The organism is Pseudomonas sp. PD9R (assembly GCF_019200975.1).
Taxonomy (GTDB): domain Bacteria; phylum Pseudomonadota; class Gammaproteobacteria; order Pseudomonadales; family Pseudomonadaceae; genus Aquipseudomonas.
Genome location: NZ_JAHTMR010000001.1, coordinates 669,991 through 689,597 on the forward strand (window position 1 = coordinate 669,991; position 19,607 = coordinate 689,597).

General features: G+C 61.0%; 19 protein-coding genes. 7 read left to right on the forward strand and 12 right to left on the reverse strand.

The window, feature by feature from the left end; genetic code table 11:
* Positions 1-13: 13 nt before the first annotated feature.
* From KUF73_RS03060 to KUF73_RS03080, 5 genes are all read left to right on the forward strand, one after another.
* On the forward strand, positions 14-1,297 hold the full coding sequence (locus tag KUF73_RS03060) for a glycosyltransferase (protein WP_218436554.1): 1,284 nt from the start codon (positions 14-16) through the stop codon (positions 1,295-1,297).
* Positions 1,290-1,658, forward strand: coding sequence for a cupin domain-containing protein (locus KUF73_RS03065; protein ID WP_218436555.1), 369 nt, complete (start codon positions 1,290-1,292; stop codon positions 1,656-1,658). The genes KUF73_RS03060 and KUF73_RS03065 overlap by 8 nt, the downstream gene beginning before the upstream one ends.
* A 142-nt stretch (positions 1,659-1,800) precedes the next feature.
* The gene (locus KUF73_RS03070) at positions 1,801-2,145 is read left to right on the forward strand and encodes a cupin domain-containing protein (RefSeq protein ID WP_218436556.1); all 345 of its coding nucleotides are present in this window, start codon (positions 1,801-1,803) and stop codon (positions 2,143-2,145) included.
* Between the two features lie 5 nt (positions 2,146-2,150).
* A complete protein-coding gene (locus KUF73_RS03075; protein ID WP_218436557.1) occupies positions 2,151-3,224 on the forward strand; it encodes an aminoglycoside phosphotransferase family protein in 1,074 nt (357 codons plus the stop codon).
* Positions 3,205-4,713: an aldehyde dehydrogenase gene (locus tag KUF73_RS03080; RefSeq protein WP_218436558.1), complete on the forward strand. Its 1,509-nt coding sequence runs from the start codon at positions 3,205-3,207 to the stop codon at positions 4,711-4,713. The genes KUF73_RS03075 and KUF73_RS03080 overlap by 20 nt, the downstream gene beginning before the upstream one ends.
* Positions 4,714-4,725: 12 nt before the next feature.
* Here KUF73_RS03080 and phnE read toward each other — a convergent pair whose 3' ends face one another.
* The 8 genes from phnE to KUF73_RS03120 form a co-directional block, all read right to left on the reverse strand.
* Positions 4,726-5,493, reverse strand: a complete 768-nt coding sequence (phnE, locus tag KUF73_RS03085) for a phosphonate ABC transporter, permease protein PhnE (RefSeq protein WP_218436559.1) — start codon at positions 5,491-5,493, stop codon at positions 4,726-4,728.
* Entirely contained in the window at positions 5,490-6,317 is an 828-nt protein-coding gene (locus KUF73_RS03090; protein ID WP_218436560.1) for an ABC transporter permease, read from the reverse strand. Before KUF73_RS03090 ends, phnE begins: the two co-directional genes overlap by 4 nt.
* Positions 6,311-7,108, reverse strand: a complete 798-nt coding sequence (locus KUF73_RS03095; protein WP_218436561.1) for a phosphonate ABC transporter ATP-binding protein — start codon at positions 7,106-7,108, stop codon at positions 6,311-6,313. Before KUF73_RS03095 ends, KUF73_RS03090 begins: the two co-directional genes overlap by 7 nt.
* The gene (locus KUF73_RS03100) at positions 7,105-7,956 is read right to left on the reverse strand and encodes a putative selenate ABC transporter substrate-binding protein (protein WP_218436562.1); all 852 of its coding nucleotides are present in this window, start codon (positions 7,954-7,956) and stop codon (positions 7,105-7,107) included. Before KUF73_RS03100 ends, KUF73_RS03095 begins: the two co-directional genes overlap by 4 nt.
* A 258-nt stretch (positions 7,957-8,214) precedes the next feature.
* On the reverse strand, positions 8,215-9,780 hold the full coding sequence (locus KUF73_RS03105) for an amino acid permease (protein ID WP_218436563.1): 1,566 nt from the start codon (positions 9,778-9,780) through the stop codon (positions 8,215-8,217).
* Between the two features lie 229 nt (positions 9,781-10,009).
* Positions 10,010-11,170, reverse strand: coding sequence for an iron-containing alcohol dehydrogenase (locus KUF73_RS03110; RefSeq protein WP_218436564.1), 1,161 nt, complete (start codon positions 11,168-11,170; stop codon positions 10,010-10,012).
* 3 nt (positions 11,171-11,173) lie between these two features.
* Positions 11,174-12,565, reverse strand: a complete 1,392-nt coding sequence (locus KUF73_RS03115; RefSeq protein ID WP_218436565.1) for an aldehyde dehydrogenase family protein — start codon at positions 12,563-12,565, stop codon at positions 11,174-11,176.
* A gap of 10 nt (positions 12,566-12,575) precedes the next feature.
* Complete coding sequence (locus KUF73_RS03120; RefSeq protein ID WP_218436566.1) at positions 12,576-13,949, reverse strand: glutamine synthetase family protein; 1,374 nt, start codon at positions 13,947-13,949, stop codon at positions 12,576-12,578.
* Positions 13,950-14,178: 229 nt separating this feature from the next.
* On the opposite strand from KUF73_RS03120, the gene KUF73_RS03125 reads away from it, so the two are divergent.
* Positions 14,179-14,508: a carboxymuconolactone decarboxylase family protein gene (locus KUF73_RS03125; protein ID WP_218436567.1), complete on the forward strand. Its 330-nt coding sequence runs from the start codon at positions 14,179-14,181 to the stop codon at positions 14,506-14,508.
* On the opposite strand, the gene KUF73_RS03130 is transcribed toward KUF73_RS03125, so the two are convergent.
* Together KUF73_RS03130 and KUF73_RS03135 are read right to left on the reverse strand one after the other, a co-directional pair.
* Positions 14,465-14,983 (reverse strand): HIT domain-containing protein, encoded by a 519-nt coding sequence (locus KUF73_RS03130; RefSeq protein ID WP_218436568.1) that lies wholly within the window; start codon positions 14,981-14,983, stop codon positions 14,465-14,467. The two genes, KUF73_RS03125 and KUF73_RS03130, sit on opposite strands and share 44 nt — an antisense overlap.
* A 280-nt stretch (positions 14,984-15,263) precedes the next feature.
* Positions 15,264-16,082, reverse strand: coding sequence for an alpha/beta fold hydrolase (locus KUF73_RS03135; RefSeq protein ID WP_256345375.1), 819 nt, complete (start codon positions 16,080-16,082; stop codon positions 15,264-15,266).
* Between the two features lie 413 nt (positions 16,083-16,495).
* Between KUF73_RS03135 and KUF73_RS03140 the strand changes: the two genes are divergently transcribed.
* Positions 16,496-17,503, forward strand: coding sequence for an Ldh family oxidoreductase (locus tag KUF73_RS03140; protein ID WP_218436570.1), 1,008 nt, complete (start codon positions 16,496-16,498; stop codon positions 17,501-17,503).
* Between the two features lie 182 nt (positions 17,504-17,685).
* Here the strand turns inward: KUF73_RS03140 and KUF73_RS03145 are convergent, their stop codons facing one another.
* On the reverse strand, positions 17,686-18,867 hold the full coding sequence (locus KUF73_RS03145) for a pyridoxal phosphate-dependent aminotransferase (RefSeq protein ID WP_218436571.1): 1,182 nt from the start codon (positions 18,865-18,867) through the stop codon (positions 17,686-17,688).
* A gap of 49 nt (positions 18,868-18,916) precedes the next feature.
* Complete coding sequence (locus KUF73_RS03150) at positions 18,917-19,606, reverse strand: ABC transporter permease (protein WP_218436572.1); 690 nt, start codon at positions 19,604-19,606, stop codon at positions 18,917-18,919.
* Position 19,607 lies beyond the last annotated feature (1 nt).

Here is a 19,607-nt window from a genome sequence, read left to right on the forward strand (position 1 = left end):
GGAGTATCTCTCGATGAAACAGAAAGTGATCGCCTTCTTTCCGGAAGCCGCCTATGGCCCGGCGCTGAACTCAGTCGGTATCGCCCAGGCCTGCGAGGCCCTCGGCCACAAAGCCGTGTTCCTGACCGATCCCGGAATGAGCGGGGTGTATGCCGGGTACGGCTTTGAAGAACACATGGTCAACATGTCGGCGCCGATGCCGGCCGAAGAAATGGCCCGTTACTGGGTCGACTTCATCAACGGCCACATTCCCAACTTCCGCAAGACACCGCTGGAGCAGATCGACAACTACGTGAAGGAGTGCTGGTCGGCCATCGTCGACACCGCCAAGTGGGCGCAAAAGGACTTGCCAGCGGTGCTGGACAAAGTCAAACCCGATTTGATCTGCGTCGACAACGTGATCCTGTTTCCGGCGATCAAGCAATACGGCAAGCCATGGGTGCGGATCATTTCCTGCTCGGAAAACGAGATCGAAGACCCGGACATTCCGCCGCACCTGTCGGGCATGAGCATCGACGACAAGGCCGGTCACGCGCAGTTTCGCCAGCGCTTTGAAGAGGTGGTCGGGCCGATCCACGAAGACTTCAACCAGTTCCTTCAAGCTCACGGTGAACAGCCGTATCCGCTAGGCACGTTCTTCGAAGCCTCACCCTACATGAACCTGCTGCTGTACCCGGACGCGGTCAAATTCGAACGCCGTCATCCGTTGCCGGCCGAGCGTTTCCACTACCTGCAAGGCTGTGTGCGGCATGACACGGCGTACGAGATTCCGCAGTTCCGCGCACACAACGACAAACCGCTGTTGTACGTCAGTTTCGGCAGCCTCGGTTCTGGTGATGTCGACTTGCTCAAGCGCCTGATCACGGCGGTAGGCCAGTTGCCGTATCGCGCGTTGTTCAATGTCGGCGAGCACCTCGATGAGTACCCGGAGCTGCCGGACAACGTGCAGATTTCCAACTGGTTCCCGCAGCCTTCGGTGATTGCCCAGGTCGATGCGGTGATCCACCACGGCGGCAACAACAGCTTCACCGAGTGCCTGTTTTTCGGCAAACCGGCAATTGTCATGTCCTACGTCTGGGACGGTCACGACAACGCCATGCGCGCCGAAGAAAGCGGACACGGTTTCAAACTCGATCGCTACGACTGGAGCGAAGCGCAGCTGGCGGAAAAACTCGCTGCGTGCCTCAACGACGAGGCGATGCGCCAACGCTTGCAGCGCACCAGCGCGCAGATGCAATCACGCAAGGGGCCGGCAGACGCGGCGGCCATTCTCGACAAGGTGCTCAACGATGCCTGATCAATCCACCACGGCGGGTTTTACGCCGTACCTCGAAGACGTCAGCAGCCGCACCGATCTGGTGGACTGGGGCGTGCAGAGCGACGCCGTCGAAGGTGTCTCGCACTCCAGCGGACGCCTGCTGTTCAAAGGCCCGAACAACAGCCCGGAAACCGGGTTGTGGGTGTGCACGCCGGGGCGCTGGCGACTGTCGATTCCCCGTGACGAGTTGTGCCATTTCATCGCGGGTGACGCGACGTACCGTAATGACAATGGCGAAGTGATTGAAGTGCGCCCTAACACCCTGGTGCTGTTCCCGGCCGGCTGGACTGGCGAATGCCACGTCCGCGAAACCCTGCGCAACGTTTACATGCTCGCTTGAGCCTGCCCTTTGTCGGAGCGAGCTTGCTCGCGATGGGCGTTAACGATGACGAGGGCTGTCTGAATGAACGCGGTGCCCTTACGTTCTTCGCGAGCGAGCTCGCTCCTACAAGTTGAGCCTGACTTTTTTCTGGAGAAGATCAATGACTACCCCGTTTCTGTACAACCCGCTGAGCATCACTGACGTCAAGGATTGGGGCGTGATCCCGACCATGCTCGAAGGTGAGTCCCGTGTCTCTGGCGTGGTGCTGCACAAAGGCCCTGAAGGCCAGTCCGAATGTGGCGTGTGGATCTGCACACCGGGCAAATGGTTTTGCCATGTCACCAGTGACGAGTTCTGCCATTTCCTCGAAGGCCGCTGCACCTACGTGCACGAATCCGGCGAAGTGATCGAGATCAAGCCTGACACCGCAGCTTTCTTCCGCAAGGACTGGAAAGGCGTGTGCACCGTCCACGAGACCGTAAAAAAGGTCTACATGATCCGGTGATTGTCATGACAGAAGCTCTTGCTTCACTGCCCACCCGTGAAGACCAGCGCGCAGCCTTTCTGGCACGTGCCGGCTTCGCGGGCGCGCGGCAGGTTGCGTTGCCGGCGGATGCCTCGACCCGGCGTTATTTCCGTCTCGACGGCGCCGGGTTGTTGCTGATGGATTCGCCACCCCACAGCGAGCCAATTGGCCCGTTTGTTCAGGTTGCCCGGCAATTGCAGCAGCTGGGCTTGTCCGCCCCGGCTCTGCAGCAGGTCGACGAAGAAGCCGGGTTGGCGTTGATCGAAGATTTCGGTCACGACACCTATACCCGGTTACTGGCGGCCGGGCATCCGGAACGCGAGTTGTATCGCCTGGCGGTGGATACGTTGGTGGCATTGCATGGCGCGACGCCTGGCGCGGAACTGGCGGCTTATGACGCTCGACAATTGAGTGACGAGTGCGCGCTGTTCATCGATTGGTATGCGCCGCTGTTGATTGGCAAGGAGCCGGCGCTGGCGTTGCGCGAGTCGTACCTGGCGCTGTTTGGCAATGTCTTTGTCGATGTCGCGCAACGTCGCGAAGCGTTGGTGCTGCGTGACTTCCACGTCGACAACCTGATGCTGCTGGAAGGGCGCGAAGGCGTAGCGGCCTGCGGTTTGCTGGACTTTCAGGACGCACTGGTCGGCGCAGCCGCGTATGACTTGATGTCGCTGCTCGAAGACGCTCGTCGCGACATCTCGGAAGGGCTTCGTGTGGCGTTGCTCAGTCACTATCTGGTGCAGCGCCCGGAACTCGACGCCCCGCGTTTTCTTGAGGATTACCGTCGCCTGTCCGCCCAGCGTCACGCCAAGGTGTTGGGGATTTTCGTGCGCCTGGCCGGGCGCGATGGCAAGCACGGTTACCTGGCTCATCTGCCGCGCACCCTCGGCCTGTTTGTTCGAGCGCTGAACACCGAAGCCTTGGCGCCGCTGCGCGAATGGCTCGACCGGCACCTGCCGGGCTGGCGCGAGCCATTACCCGCCGAGACCCTGGCGATGTTGCGCGACACCCCTTATCGATTGGTTCAAGGATCAGCCCATGGCCACGTTCAATACTGACACCGCCTTACGTTTTATCAACGCCGAGTTCCTGCCACTGACCAGCGAGCGCGTGCGCGAAGTGCTGGACCCGGCGACCCTGCAACCGGTCGGGCAGGTCGGCCTGTGCAACGAAACCGACGTGCAGGCGGCCATTGATGCCGCGACTGCCGCACAAAAACAGTGGCGCCAGGTCGATGCCAAAAGTCGCGCCGCTATCCTGCACAAACTGGCCAACGCCATTGAGCAGGACGTCGCCTGCAACCGTGAGGTCGCGCGCCTGATGACCCTGGAAATGGGCAAGCCGTTTCCGGAAGCCATGGGCGAGTTGGCTAACTGCGCGCCGATCTTCCGCTACTACGCGGAAATGGCCCGCGACGACGCCGGCAAGGTCGCCGGCACCACGCAAATCGGCTCCTTCCAGCATGTGCGCTATGAGCCGTATGGCGTCAGCGTGCACATCATGCCGTTCAACTTTCCGATTCTGCTGATGTGCTGGACGGTCGCTGCCTCGCTGGCGGCGGGCAACGCCTGCATCGTCAAACCGGCGGAAGCCACGACCTTGTGCACCCTCAAGTTCATGGAGCATTTCAGGGCGTTGTTGCCGGGCCTGATGTCTTGCGTGCCCGGCGATGCCGCCACTGCGCAGTTACTGGTGAAGTCTTCGGGTACTCACGCCGTCGCCTTTACCGGCAGCGTCGCTGCGGGCCAAGCGGTGGCAGTGGCCTGTGCCCAGCAGATGAAACCCAGCGTGATCGAGGCCGGGGGCAGCGATCCGTTGATCATCTCCAGACACGCACCGCTTGAAGTCGCCGCTGCCGGTGCAGTGACCGCCGCGTTCCACCTGAGTGGGCAGATCTGCACCTCGGCTGAACGCTTCTACGTGGTCGACGAGATTCACGATGAGTTCGTCGCACGGTTCGCCGAGCGCACCCGTGCACTGCGTATCGGTCATGGCCTGGAGCGTACGGAAATCGGGCCGATGGTCAGCGAAGCTGCGCGTAATAAAGTCATGCGCCTGGTTGACGACGCACTGGCCAAAGGCGCGACGCTGGTCTGCGGTGGGCGCATACCGCCGCAGCACACCGTGGGCTGGTTTTATGAGCCGACCATTCTCACCGGCGTCACCGCTGAGATGGCGATTCTTCAGGAGGAGTGCTTCGGGCCAGTAGCGGCGATCTGTCGGGTCAGCGATTTCGACGAAGCCGTACGCCGGGCCAACGATTCGCCATTCGGTCTCGGCGCGTCGTTGTTCTCCACCGATCTTGCCGAAGCCATGGAGGCCGCTGATCGTCTGGAGGCCGGGATGGTCTGGGTCAATAACCCGCTGATAGACAATGACGCGCTGCCGTTTGGTGGCTGGAAGATGTCCGGCCTGGGACGTGAGTTGGGGCGTCAGGGTCTTGAAGCGTTCCGTCGCTCGAAAATGGTCATCATTGACCACCAACCGAAGATTCAGGACTGGTGGTATCCGTATGCCGACGATGTGTTTTATCGCGACCCGGCTTGAGGCGTTGCAACGTCAGGCCTTGACCCAGCGTTGACGACTCCAGCTGCTCAACGAATCAACGGCGAACACCAGCAACAGCATGGCCAGGATCACCGTGCTGGCCTGCGCTTCCTGGAACAGGCTGAGGCTGACATAGAGCATCTGACCCAAACCGCCGGCACCGACAAAACCGAGCACGCTGGCCATGCGGATGTTGTTCTCCCAGCGGTACAGGATGTAGGCCAGCAGCTGTGGCAGCAGGTTGGGCAGGGTGCCGTAACAGAACGCCCACACGGCATTGCCACCCTGCAAGCGGATCGCCTCGGCCGGTTCGGGCGGGGTGTTTTCCAGCGCTTCGGCGAACAATCGGCCAAGCACGCCGGTGGTGTGCAGCGCCAATGCCAGGGTGCCGGCATTGGGGCCGAGCCCGGCGGCCAGCACCATCAACGCGGCCCACACCAGTTCCGGCACCGCACGCAGGGCGTTGAGCACCAGACGCGATGCGCTTTTGCAAGGCCAGCCGAATCGTCCCGCGGCGGGCAGTGCCAACAGCAGGCCGAACACCGCCGCGAGCAGGGTGCCAAGGGCAGACATGGCGATAGTTTCCAGCGCGCCATGGCCGATGGCTTGCAGATGACTTGTGCTCAAATCCGGGCTGAGAAATCGCTGTGCATAGGTGCCCATCTGCTTCAGGTTGCTGCTGCCGCCCAACTCGCCGAGATCGATGCCCAGATAGACAAACGAGGCCACGATCGCGGCGACGATGCCGAGGAGCAGCGCCAGATTGATCAGGCGATTCATGTCAGCCTCCAGCGCAGCAGGCGACTGAGTTGATCGGCAAACAGCACCAGCACGAGGAAGGTCAGCAACAGGCTGGCGACTTCGCCGCTGGCGAACATGCGCAATGACAGGTCCATTTGCTGGCCCAGACCACCGGCACCGACGAAACCCATCACTACCGAGGCGCGGATTGCGCATTCCCAGCGGTACACCGTGTACGACAGCAGTTCCGCCGCGACATTGGGCAGAATTCCGTAGCAAAAAGCGGCGAGCCGACCACTGCCTGCTTGCAGCAAGGCGTGGGCTGGACGCTGGTCGACCGATTCGAAAATTTCCGCGTAGACCTTGCCCAGCATGCCGCTGTAGGTAATCGCGATGGCCAGCACACCAGCTGTCGGGCCGAGTCCGACCGCGCGTACAAACAGCAAGGCCCAGACGATTTCCGGCACGCTGCGCAGGAAGATCAGCACGCCGCGCACCGGCCAGCGCAGCAGTTGGCCCCAGTAACCCGGACGACCGCCACGGGAAGCGGCTGATAGCGACAGCGCCCGACTGGCCAACAGGCTTGCAGGCACTGCCAAGAGCAACGCCAGTGCCATGCCGGCCGTGGCGATGGCCAGCGTCTGCAGGGTCGCTTGCAATAGCAGGTCAATGAATTCCTTGTCATGGGCCGGTGGCCAAAACGCCGAAACGAACCGGCCAATTTCGCTCCGGCTATCACCCGCCACCAGTACGCTCAAGTCCAACTCGCTGAAGTGAATGCCTGGCCATAGCAGGACAATCGCCAGCAGGCTGAGCAGCAGACGGGGCAGGGCGGCGGGATCGCGGGTATTGCGCGTCAGCATCGGGGAATCTGCACGTGCAAGGGCGTCGAAGGCGGTGGTGAGGAATGCAGTTGTTCGTTGGCATAGAGCTTGTCGAGCCGTTCGCGGTCGACTTTGTCGGCGGGTAGGTCGAACAGGATCTGCCCGTCACGCAAACCGATAATCCGTGAAAAGTGCGCCAAGGCCAGTTCCACCGCATGCAGGCTGGCGACCAGGGTGACGTTGTGCTCCCGGGCGTGCCGGCACAGGACAGAAAGCGTGTGCTCGGCCAACACCGGGTCCATCGCCGACACCGGTTCATCGGCCAGCAATACTTCGGGTGCCTGATACAACACGCGGGCAATGCCAACGCGCTGTAGCTGACCGCCGGACAGTTGCTGGCACTGGGCGAACAACTTGTCGTTCAGGTCCAGCCTGCTCAATGCCGCGTGTGCGCCCGGAATATCCAGTGGATGCAGCAGGTTGAGCAGGCTTTTGCCCAATCCCCACTGACCAATTTTCCCGGCGAGCACCGCAGTCACCACACGCTGGCGTGGCGGCAGCGGAGGTGCTTGATGCACCAGGCCGATACGCGCACGTAAACGCTGACGCTGGCGGGCAGACAATTGCCATGCGTGCTCGCCCAGCACTTGCAACTCACCGCCACTCGGACGCAGGGCGGTGGCCAGCAGGTTGAGCAGGCTCGACTTACCCGCGCCGGATGGGCCGATGATGGCGACCTGTTCATTGGCGCCGATGTGCAGGTCCAGGCTACGCAACGCCTGGACGCCATTGGCGTGGGTAAGGCTGACGCCGCTCAGACGCAAGGTCATTTGAGCAGGTCGGCGGCGCGTGCGGCTTCCTCGATGCCCGTGTAGTTTTCAGGCTTGGTTTCGATGAAGCGCGTGGCGGCCTGCAGATCGAGAATCTCCTTGTCTTTAGGGTTGGCCGGGTCAAGTTTGAGGAAGGCCGCCTTGATCTTTTCGGCGAGCGCCGGGTCGAGCGTCCCGCGCACAGTCCAGTTGTAGTCGTAGTAGGCCGGGGTGGTTTCAAAGACCCTGACCTTGGTGGTGTCGACCTTGCCGGCGGCGACCAGTTTTTCCCAGACGCTGGCATTCAGCACCCCGGCGTCGACCTTGCCGGCCTGGACCCAGGCAACGGTGGCGTCATGGGCACCCGAGTAGCCAACGCGACTGAAGTAAGTTTCAGGTTTGATGCCGTCCTTGAGCATGAAATAACGCGGCATCAAGCTGCCCGACGTGGAGGACACCGAGCCGAAGGCAAAGGATTTGCCCTTGAGGTCGGCGAGGGATTTGACGTTCGGGTCGGCGGTGATGAATTTGCTGGTGAACTGGGCATCCTGTTCACGCTGTACCAACGGAATGGCATTGCCGGTTTTCAGGCGTGCCTGCACAAACGTGAAACCACCCAGCCAGGCCATGTCGATGCGATCGGTGGCCAGGGCCTCGACCACGGCCGGGTAGTCGCTGACCGGCACGAACTCGACCTTCATGCCCAATTGCTGTTCCAGATAAGCGCCCAAGGGCTTGAACTTGCGCAGCAGTTCGGTGGGGGCTTCATCGGGAATGGCGCTGACTTTCAGGGTCTCGGCGGCTTGCGCCAGCAGGGTGCAAGCAGACAGGGTCAAGCCGACGGCCATTGCCAGGGTGCGCTTGAGCATGGAAGTTCTCCGTTTTGGTAACGCAAGAATGTCGATGCGCCTGCGGCACGCTGAAGGCTGAACAGGCGCCTTGTGAGGGTAGACGAAACCCGAAGAAAACGGAGAACCGGGCGCTGATACCGATCGGTTAAAACACAAAACCTGTGGGAGCGGGCCTGCTCGCGATGGCGGCAAAACATTCAACATCAATGTTGACTGACCCGCCGCTATCGCGAGCAAGCTCGCTCCTACAAGTTCGTGTTCGCATGGCTATAGCACTCAACCTCCGGCGCGTTTATCCAACGCCGCTTCAGCCGCCGCAATCTCAGCCTGGCGCTTGAGAATCACGTCGCCTATCGGCGGGCCCTGGAAGCGTCGCGCTTCAAAGCCGAACCAGACGATAGCCGTCAGCACCAGAAAACCAATGGTGATGTACAGCGCCCAATCGTTGGGTGGCTGGATGCCGATGATGAAAATAATCACCATCGACACGACCGAGAGCAGAGCGAACACCGAGTACCAGAAACGCCCGATGTTCCACGGACCCATGGCCGGCCACTTCGAGGTTCCGTAGGCAAACAGGCCCAGCACGATGGGGATGATGAAGGAGAAGAACAGGAAGATCACCGTGCAGGACACCACGATCGTATAAACCGGCGTGGCACCGACCGAAATCACCGACGATCCCCAGTCGAACAATACGGCGAGGGTGGCACCGGTCCAGATCGCCGCCACCGGGCTGCGAAAGGTCGGCGAGACCGACGACAGTGCTTTCGAACACGGCAGGCCGCCGTCACGGGAGAAGGCGAAGATCATGCGCGAAACCGAGGTCACGGTCGCCAATCCGCAGAGAATCTGCGAAACGAAAATAGCCACGTAAAGCGCTTCCTTGATCCCCGGGCTGACCTGCGTGTTCATGGCCCAGAAAAACACGTTCCAGCCTTGCTTGGCCGCTTCATCCATATTCGGCAGCATCAGCACGAACGCGCTGAGCATCACCCAGCCGAACAGCAACGACCAGACCACCGACATGACCATGCCCCGGGGCACGGACATGGCCGCGTTGCGGGTTTCCTCGGAGGTGTGCGCAGAGGCGTCATAGCCGGTGATGGTGTAGATCGGCAGCAGCAGGCCAAGCATGAAAATCCAGCCGTTCGAGGCCTGGGGCCAGACGCCGCCGCCGGCGTCGCCGGAATAGTTGGCAAAGGTCACCAACCGGGCGAACTCATAACTGGGGGCCGAAATCAGGCAGACGATGGTCAGCGCCAGCGCGGTGGCGAAAATCAGATAGCCCGAGAAGTCCGTGAGTTTCGCTGTCAGGCCGATCCCCAGATGGTTGCACAGCGCCTGCAGGCCGGTCAGGACAGCCAGGAAAATCACCCTGACGGTGGTGGTGTCCTCCATGCCCAGTGCCGGGCCGAAGGCACCGAAGAAAAAGTAATAGGTGCCGACGTTGATCGCGCCGAGCACCGTGACCAGTCCCAGCAGGTTGAACCAGGCTGTCAGCCAGCCAGTAAAGCGATTGCCGAGAATCGAGCCCCAGTGATACAGGCCGCCCGCGGTGGGGTAGGCCGAGGAAATCTGTGCCATGGCCAGGGCGAACACCCCGGAGATCAGGCAACCGATCGGCCAACCGATGCCGATCGCCGCACCGCCCGCACCCGAAGTGCCCTGGGCGAGTGAGTTGATGCCGCCCGAGAGGATGCAGATGATCGAAAAGGAAATCGCAAAGTTGGAGAAAACGCCCATTCGTCGCGATAGCTGCTGGGCGTAGCCCATGCTGTGCAGCACCTTGACGTCATCGTCGTGCGGCGCGTCGGCGCCGGGCTGGCTTGCTGGGTTCATGCTGTGTGCCCCTTCAGGTTTTGATACGCGCCCCTCCGGGTTGCCGGAAGGGATGGCTTCAACCCCTTGTCGTACTGCTCCTGTTCCAACCGATACAACCTGTCCATGCGGCGCGTTGCCGTTTCTACCATTCTGTAGGAGCCGAGCTTGCTCGCGATGGACGTTACGATGACGCGTGCTTCCTGAATAAACGCGTCGTCCTTGAGTCCATCGCGAGCAAACTCGGCTCCTACAGGCGGCCGTGGAAAGCCGCGTCGAAAATTTCTGCTGCGCCAGCCCGGGTCAATGGCAGCGGGTTGCCGCCGGCGGACGGATCGACGACCGCCATGTCGGCGATCAGATCGGCCTGCTTGTCATCCACCCCCAGTTCGAACAGCGTGTGCGGCACGGCGATGTCTTTGCGCAATTTGAGGATGAAGGCCAGGAAGCTGTCGAAGCCCGGCGAGGGCAGACGCAAATAAGCCGCCAGGCGCGTGATGCGTTCTTCAATGGCCGGGCGATTGAACTTGAGCACATAGGGCATCAAGGTCGCGTTGGTCATGCCGTGATGGGTGTCGTACAGCGCACCGATCGGATGGGCGAGGGCGTGCATCCCGCCCAGGCCTTTCTGGAACGCGGTGGCGCCCATCGCCGCAGCCGCCAGCATTTGCGCGCGGGCATCGAGGTCGGAAGGGGTGTGCACGGCGCGCACCAGCGCACTGGTCACCAGGCGCATGCCTTCCACGGCGATGCCATCGGCCAAGGGATGAAAGCCCGGGGCACAGTACGCTTCCAGGCAGTGCGCCAACGCATCCATGCCAGTACCGGCGGTGACTTTCGACGGCATGCCGACGGTCAGTGCCGGATCGCTGATGACCACGCGCGGCATCATTTTCGGGTGGAAGATGATGCGTTTGGTGTGGGTTGCCTCGTCGATGATCACCGCTGCGCGGCCCACTTCAGAACCGGTGCCCGCAGTGGTCGGCACCGCAATAACGGGAGCAATTTTGCTTTCATCGGCGCGGGTCCAATAATCACCGATGTCTTCGAAATCCCAGACCGGGCGGGTCTGGCCACTCATGAACGCGATGAGCTTGCCCATGTCCAGGCCACTGCCACCGCCAAAGGCAATCACGCCGTCGTGCTTGCCGGCACGCCAGGCGTCGAGCCCGCCTGCCAGATTGGCTTCGACCGGGTTGGGCTTGAGGTCGCAAAACAGCGCTGCGCCCAAACCCGCATCGCGCAGGGAGTCGAGCGCGGCGGTGGTGATCGGCGCGCGCCCCAGGCCACTGTCGGTGACCAGCAACGGTCGCTGGATACCCTGGCTGCGACAGACATCGGCTAGCTCGCTGATGCGCCCGACGCCGAAGCGAATGCTCGTGGGGTAGCTCCAGTTTCCAGTCAGGCTCATGGCTCAGATCTCGTGGCGTAAATGGAAGGATTTGGCGCGGGTCAGGTGTTCATAACCCAGGCGCGACAGGGTGACGCCGCGTCCGCTGTTTTTCACCCCGGTCCAGGCCAGCGCCGGGTCGAGGTAATCGCAGCGATTCATGAACACGGTGCCGGTGTCGATCTGGTTGCCCAGATGCTCGGCGGCGGCAAGGTCTTGGGTCCAGATCGACGCACTGAGGCCGAACTCACTGTCATTCATCAAGGCGATGGCCTCGTCGTCGCCACTCACCGGCATGATGCCGACCACCGGGCCAAAGCTTTCATCGCGCATGACCGACATTTGATGGCTGACATCGACCAACACCTGCGGCGCGAGGTAAGCGCTGGCCGGCACGTCAGCAGCGAACGCCTGCGAATCGATCAGTGCCGTTGCGCCCATTTTCAGCGCTTCGGCGATCTGGCCGCGCACGAAGTCAGCGGCCCCCGGATTCACCAGCGGACCGAGCGTGGTCGCTTCGTCCAGCGGGTTGCCCAGCACGTACTGACGGGTCAAGGCGGCGAAGCGTTCGACAAACAGCGGGTAGATTGTTTGATCGACATAGATGCGTTCCACGGCGCAGCAGCTCTGCCCGGAGTTGAAGAAGCTGCCATCCACCAGGTTTTCCACGGCGTGTTCGAGGTTGGCATCTGCGCGGACATAAGCCGGGTCTTTGCCACCGAGCTCCAGGCCCATGCCGAGGAAATGCCCCGAGGCGGCGTTTTCCATAGCCTCCCCACCGGCGACCGAACCGGTGAAATTCACCTGCTGCACCTGACCAGAGGTGATGATCGCTGTGGTCCAGACATGATTGAGCACCAGGTTCTGGAACAACCCTTCGGGCAGGTTGGCGCGGCGAAAAGCCTCGGCAAAACGCTCCCCGACTAGCAGCGTTTGCGAAGCGTGTTTGAGGATGACGCTATTGCCCGCCATCAACGCCGGAATGATCGTGTTGACCGCTGTCAGGTAGGGGTAATTCCAAGGGGCGACCACCAGCACCGTACCCAGCGGTTCACGTTTGATAAATCGACGAAAGCCGGCGACCGGCGTCGGTTCAAGCGCGGCCAGCGCGTCAGGCGCAATGGCGATCATATGCCGGGCACGCTCTTCAAAGCCGCGCAGCTCGCCCGCGCCAAAGCGCACCGGGCGACCCATTTGCCAGGCCAGTTCCGGCACGATTTCGGCCTTCATGGCCAGCATCGCGTCCACCGCAGCACTGCAAAAAGCCGCGCGTTCGCTCAGAGGCCGACGCTTCCACTGTGCCTGAGCGGCCGACGCAGCGGCCAGTGCCTGCTCGATCTGCGCCGGATCGGCGGTCTGACGTTCGGCGTAAACCCGGCCATCAACCGGTGAAATGAGCTGAATCTTAGAAGTCATAAGCTCGGTCTCAATAGCGCTCAAAGCCGCGTTGCAGTTCCCAGTCGGTGATCCGCCGGTCGTACTCCTTCTGTTCCCATTCGGCGGTGTGTACGTAGTGGTCGATCACTTCATCGCCGAATGCCTCACGCAACATGCTTGAGCCCTTGAGTGCGGCACTCGCCTCACGCAGGGTCTTGGAGACTTCCGGCAACTGTTCGTCGATGTACGCATCGCCTTCGAAGGGCGGTGCAAGCTCAAGCTTCTCGTCGACACCGGCCAGGCCTGCCGCAATCAATGCAGCGAAAGCCAGATAGGGGTTGAGGTCAGCCCCGCCAATGCGGCATTCAATGCGAATGGATTTGCTGCCTTCGGCACACAGACGAAAGCCTGCGGTGCGATTGTCGCGGCTCCACACCGCCCGGGTCGGGGCAAAGGTGCCGGCCTGAAAGCGTTTGTAGGAGTTGATGTACGGCGCGAGAAAGCAGGTGATGTCGTTGGCGTATTTGAGTTGTCCGGCGACCCAGGCACGCATTAGTTTCGACATGCCGAACTCGGCCTTGGCGTCGTAAAACAGCGGTTTTTTAGCGTTCTTGTCCCACAGCGAATTGTGGATATGGCTGCTGGACCCGGCCGCGTCATAGCGCCACTTGGCCATGAACGTGATCGCCTTGCCTTGCAGTTGCGCGATTTCTTTGCAGGCGTGTTTGATGATGACGTGGTGGTCAGCCATGGTCATGGCGTCGGCGTAACGGATGTTGATTTCTTCCTGGCCAGGTCCCCATTCGCCCTTGGAGTTTTCCACGGGAATGCCGGATGCCTGAAGATGCTTGCGAATAGCCCGCAGTACCGGCTCTTCGCGGGTGGTCTGGAGGATGTTGTAATCCTCGATGTAATGGCCGGCGGTTTTCGGCTTGTGGTAGTTGCGCTTGTGGATGGCCTCGTAACTCTCGTCGAACAGATAGAACTCCAGTTCCGAGGCGAACATGCCGGTGTAGCCGCGCTCGCGCAGGCGCTCGACCTGTTTTTTCAGAATCGCCCGTGGGCTGTGTGGCAGATCTTTGCGATGGTGATGGTCGAGCACATCGCAGAGCACCAGCGCCGTGCACTCAAGCCAAGGCACTTTGCGCAAAGTGCTCATATCGGGCTTGAGCACGAAGTCGCCGTAGCCTTTGCTCCAACTGGCGGCGGCGTAACCCGGCACCGGCTCCATGTCGATGTCGTCGGCCAGCAGGTAGTTGCAGCAGTGAGTTTCTTCATGGCCGCTGTCGATGAAAAACTCGACCTGGAATCGCTTGCCGACCAGCCGTCCCTGCATGTCGACCATGCACACCAGCACGGTATCGATCTCGCCGGAAGTGGCAGCACGTTTGAGTTCGTCAAAACTGAGGAAAGGCTCGGGCATCACGGCAGTCCTGCGCAAAGAGTTTGGTTTGTCTGAAATAGCCGTTGCAGACGCTCTCCAGAAAAAACCAAAAACTGCCGTCGCGAGCATCGTGGGCAATAAGCTGCACTAAGCTTAGCTGACTGTCGCTTTTCGCAAGTTTTCGCTGATGGAAACTTTATGAATCGGCGTAAACATCGCCGCAGAGGGGTCCATCGATAAACCGGTATCGGCTCGCGAGGTAACGAAAATGGCCAGGAAGAAAGAGCACAACACCTACCGCAATCTCAAACAGCAATACCCGGATTACCTGGACGCCGTGGAGTCGTTGGGGGCAGCTGTGCGGCATGCCGGACCGTTGGACGAGTCTGTCGTCCAGTTGATTCAACTCGGTGCCGCGGCAGCGATTCACTCGGAAGGCGCCGTACACAGCCATGCGCGGCGGGCACTGGAGGCCGGCGCGACGCCAGAGCAGATTCGCCACACCCTGATTTCGTTGACCAGCACGATCGGTTTCCCGACCGTGGTGGCGGCCATCAGTTGGGCAGACGACGTAATTGGAGCACCTCCGGTGGCGTGAATGCCATCCGCAAACGCTCGATGATCTGTTCGATCGAAGGTCCCTGAATGCTCGGTGGCTCAAGGCTTTCGCCAAATTCACGCCAGACGAACAAGGTCATTTCCGCGCCATCGGTCGATGTCTGAGCATTGGCCGGCGCACCGAAGTTTTTCAACAACCGGTACCGCTCGTCCCGCATGAACAGTTCTTCGACCCAGTGGTACACCGGGATGTAGTGAAAATGGATGGGGAAGCGAGGGTCATGACCGAATCGGCTGATGTAGAGCCATTTCGGCTCCAATTCCGATTGCACGGTTCGCTGGACTTTGGCGAGCAGAACCCCTAACTCGGCCAGTGCATCGTCGGGCAGGTCGGACAATGAGCGCGCTGGGTGTTTCGTCCCCAGCACCAGATAGCCCGGCAGCTTTGACGACATGTGATGATTGAGTAGCCAGTGGGCAGTTTCATGGATGATGAAGCGTGGCGCGATGTCCATGGCGAATGTCCGTTGGTGAGGCCTGGGGATAACGGGAGATCGGTCTGCCCGTTTATATCCCATGCCATCTGCTTTGGTCTTGAAAAATCGCATCGAACAGCAGCGCGAGTGGTTCCAGGTTGGTCTTTCAGCCGCTGTCTCGCACTCCACTGCTGCAAGACACCCAGAATTCGCACCGGCAGCTCTTTGGGTGAGTCTGCCTCTGCGGATTCTAGATCCAGTTCTTCGTCGTGCGAACCATTTTTACACCAGGCGAGCTGGTGCAGCGACCCGCAGGGCGTCAGCCCTTGATGAACGCCAGAAGGTCGGGATTGATGACGTCGGCATGGGTGGTGCACAAGCCATGGGGCAGGCCAGGGTAGGTTTTCAGCGTGCCGTGCTTGAGCAGTTTGATCGACAGGTGTGCCGAGTCGGCGATCGGCACGATCTGGTCGTCTTCACCGTGCAGTACCAGAGTCGGCACCTCGATTTGCTTCAGGTCGTCAGTGAAGTCGGTTTCCGAGAAGGCGCGAATGCAGTCGTACTGCGCCTTGATCCCACCGTTCATGCCTTGGCGCCACCAATTGTCGATCGTCGTTTCGGAGACTTTCGCGCCAGGTCGATTGAATCCATAGAACGGGCCGCTCGGAAAATCACGGTAGAACTGCGCGCGATTTTCGGCCACGGCTTTGCGCAGGCCGTCGAAGACTTCCAACGGAAGGCCTCCCGGATTCTTCGCCGTGCGCAGCATGATCGGCGGCACGGCACCGATCAGCACCGCTTTGGCGACACGCCCGCGGCCATGGCGCGCTACATAGCGTGCCACTTCGCCACCGCCGGTCGAGTGACCGATATGCACAGCATTCCTGATGTCCAGGTGCGCCATCAGTTCAGCGACGTCGGCAGCGTAGGTATCCATTTCGTTGCCGACAGCGGTCTGGGACGAGCGGCCGTGGCCACGACGATCGTGAGCAATGACGCGGAAACCCTTGCTGAGGAAAAACAGCATTTGCGTATCCCAGTCGTCACTGGAGAGGGGCCAGCCATGGTGGAACACGATTGGCTGACCGGTGCCCCAGTCCTTGTAGAAAATGTGGGTGCCGTCCTTGACGGTGATCATCCCCGAGCCACTGGCATCGCCGTTACTCTGGTCGCCCACGGGCGCTGCTGTCGGTGCCGGTTGCGCCGCCAACACCGGTGCTGCAACGGCCAGGGCTGCTGCGGCCATGGCACCGGCGGTCATCAAGGCGCGACGGGTGGTTCCGTTTGTCTGATCAGTCATTATCAACACTCATATGGTTTCTGAAGCTGGCGCTTGTGCGTCCCGAGGTGGGCCTTCCGGCGACGGTTTCGGCGAATTTAGGGTCAAACGATGGCACTGACCAGTAGACATGGGTGTTTCAAATTAACGCTTTGGTATGGGCTGTTCCGGTCAGCGAGCCTGTGCCGATTTCGTCATTTCCCGTGGCCAAAGCCATCAAGCCAAATCGTCGCGAACAGCCCAACCTGACGGGTCTGTCCAAGGAGATGAACATGATCCGACTGACCTTGATCGAAGCCCGTGAGTTGGCCGAATCGATCCTGTTGCACAACGGTTTTAGCCTGGCCCATGCGCAAGCCGTGGCGACGACGGTGATAGCCGGCGAACGCGATGGCTGTGCCTCCCACGGGTTGTACCGGGTTCTGGGATGCGTCAATTCCCTGCGGGCCGGCAAGGTCTCTGCCGATGCGACGCCGCAAGTAGTCGATCAGGCGCCGTCGATTGTGCGGGTGGACGCTGGCGGCGGGTTCTCGCAACTGGCGTTTCAGGCTGGGCTGCCGTTGTTAACGGAGAAAACCCGGGCCAACGGGATTGCGGCACTGGCGATTAACCGCTGTGTACATTTCTCGGCGCTCTGGGTGGAGATCGAGCAGTTGACGGCGGCTGGCCTTGTCGCATTGGCGTGCAATCCAAGCCATGCCTGGGTGGCACCGGCCGGCGGACGTTTGCCGGTGTTCGGGACCAACCCGATTGCCTTTGGCTGGCCGCGTGTCGGGCACGATCCTTTCGTGTTCGACTTTGCCACCAGTGCCATTGCCCGTGGCGATATCGAACTGCATCGGCGCGCTGGCAAAGCAATTCCCGAGGGCTGGGGCGTGGACGCGCAGGGCCAGCCGAGTACCGATGCCAACGTGGTGCTGGATAGCGGCGCGATGCTGACATTTGGTGGGCACAAGGGTTCGGCGCTGGCGGCGATGGTGGAGTTGATCGCCGGGCCGCTGATCGGTGACCTGACCAGCGCCGAGTCGCTGGCGTATGACGCGGGCAGCAAGTCGTCGCCGTACCATGGTGAACTGATCATCGCACTGGATCCGCGGCGCTTTCTCGGTGACGCAACGGAGGTCCATTTGGCCAGGGCTGAAGCGTTGTTTCAGGGCATTGAAGGGCAGGGCGCGCGTTTGCCGTCACAGCGGCGCTATGCGGCGCGCGCTCGCAGTGTGGTCGAAGGGGTGCAGATTCCCGAGGCGTTGTACAACGATCTGAAGGCGCTGCTGGCCTGATTAAACCCTCTCCAGGAGCCGGCTAGCCGGCGAAGGCGGTTTGTCTGATACGTGGATGTTGAATGTGCCGACGCCTTCGCGAGCAGGCTCGCTCCTACAGTTGAACCGGTGTCGTGCACAAAATTTCTGTGCAGCAAATTCCCCTGTAGGAGCCAGCTTGTCTGGTGCATGGGCGTTGCGCTTCAGTTGAGCGCCTGAAGGCGTTCGACAAACCCTGCGATGCGACCACAGGCGTCGCTCAAGGCGGCATCGGAGACGGTGAACGAGATCCGCACAAAACCGGCGGTGCTGGCGCCGAACGCGCTGGCGTCGAGTACCGCGACCCCGGTTTCACGGAATAGCTGCCAGGCAAAGTCGGTGCTCGACAAACCGCTTTCACGCACATCCACCAACATGAACATGCCGGCCTCGGGCACTTTGCACTTGAGCAGCGGCACATTGCGCAGCCCTTCGACCACCAGGTCGCGGCGCCGCAAGTACAGTGCCCGCGCCTGGCTGACCACCTGTTCATCCAGCTCCAGGGCCTTGAGGGCGGCCGCCTGAATAAAGCCCGGCAAGCCGTAAAGCATACACAGCAGCAAATTATCCAGATGGCCGATCAGTTCTTGCGGAGCCACCACCCAGCCCACCCGCCATCCGGTCATGGCGTGGGATTTGGACAGGCTGTTGAGCACCACGGTGCGGTCGGCCATGCCTTCGAGTGTGGCAACGCTCTGGTGCGGACGGTCATAAGTGAGCTGACCGTAGACCTCATCGCTGATCACCCAAAGGTTGTGACGCTGGGCGACCAGGGCCACTGCTTCCAGCTCTTCGCGGGTGTAGACGTTGCCAGTCGGATTGTTGGGCGTGGCCAGGGCGATGCCGCGAGTCTTGTCGGTGATCACCGCTTCGATGGCTGCCAGCGTCAGGCGAAAATCATTTTCCGCCGGCTGGGCAATTGGCACCAGAAGCGCCCCCGAGGCCTGAATGCTTGCGGCATACGTCAAGTACATTGGTGCCGGTACCAGCACCTCATCGCCCTGTTCGAACAGACACATGGCGGTCGCATACAAGCCGTTCTGCGCCCCGGCCACCAGCGCAACGTTATCGGCGGACACCGGTTGGCCGAGCAAGGCCGTTTGCTTGGCAGCAATGGCTTCACGCAGTTCAGGCCGACCGATCACATGCGTGTAGTGGGTGTCGCCTTCGTTCAGCGCCTGGACCGCCGCCGCGCAAATTTCATTGTCGGTAGCGAAGTCCGGATCGCCGATGCTCAGCACGATCGCATCTTCACCCCGCGCCTGCGCGTCACACGCGGCGTAGTGGATATCCCAGGCAGTGACGGTTTCGCCACTGATGCGCTTGACCATGGACGAGTATTTCATGTGCAACTCCTTATAAACCCTTGGGCCGATGTTTCAGGCATCCTTGAATTCAGGCCTGTCGTTGGGGCGTTTTGCCGATACGGGCAAAGCTTTGTTCAATGACAATCGCCAGAATGATGTAGATCACGGCCACCACCAGCAGTGGTTCGTAGACCCGCAATGTTTGTGCACGTACCAGGTTCGCCGCCCCGAGCAAATCGGTCACCGCTACGGTCGAAGCCAGCGCCGTGGCCTTGAGCAGCATCACGCTCTCGCCGGCCAGCGTCGGGCGCAGCATCTGCAGCGCACGCGGCATCCATACCCGACGCAATACCAGCCACGGCCGCATGCCATAGGCCCGTGCTGCTTCCAGTTCACCGCGCGGAACCGCACGCAGACCACCGCGCAGCACTTCGCCCACATACGCCGAAACGCTCAGGGTCAGGGCAAATGCCACATACCAGAAACCTTCACGCAGGTACGGCCAGAACATACTGCCGCGAATCAACGGGAAGGTGGCGAACACACTGCCAACGCCGTAGTAGAGGACGTAGATCTGCACCAGCAGCGGTGTCCCGCGCAATACGCTGGTATAAAAACGCAGCCCGTTAGCCAAAGAGCGGTGCTTCGACAACCGCCCCAAGGCCACGCCCACGGCCATCAGAAAACCGAAAAAACCCGAAATCAGCAGCAGTTGAAGTGTCAGGCCAAAGCCTCTGACCAACTCGTGGTAAAAACTGCTTAACCAGTGAAAATCCATG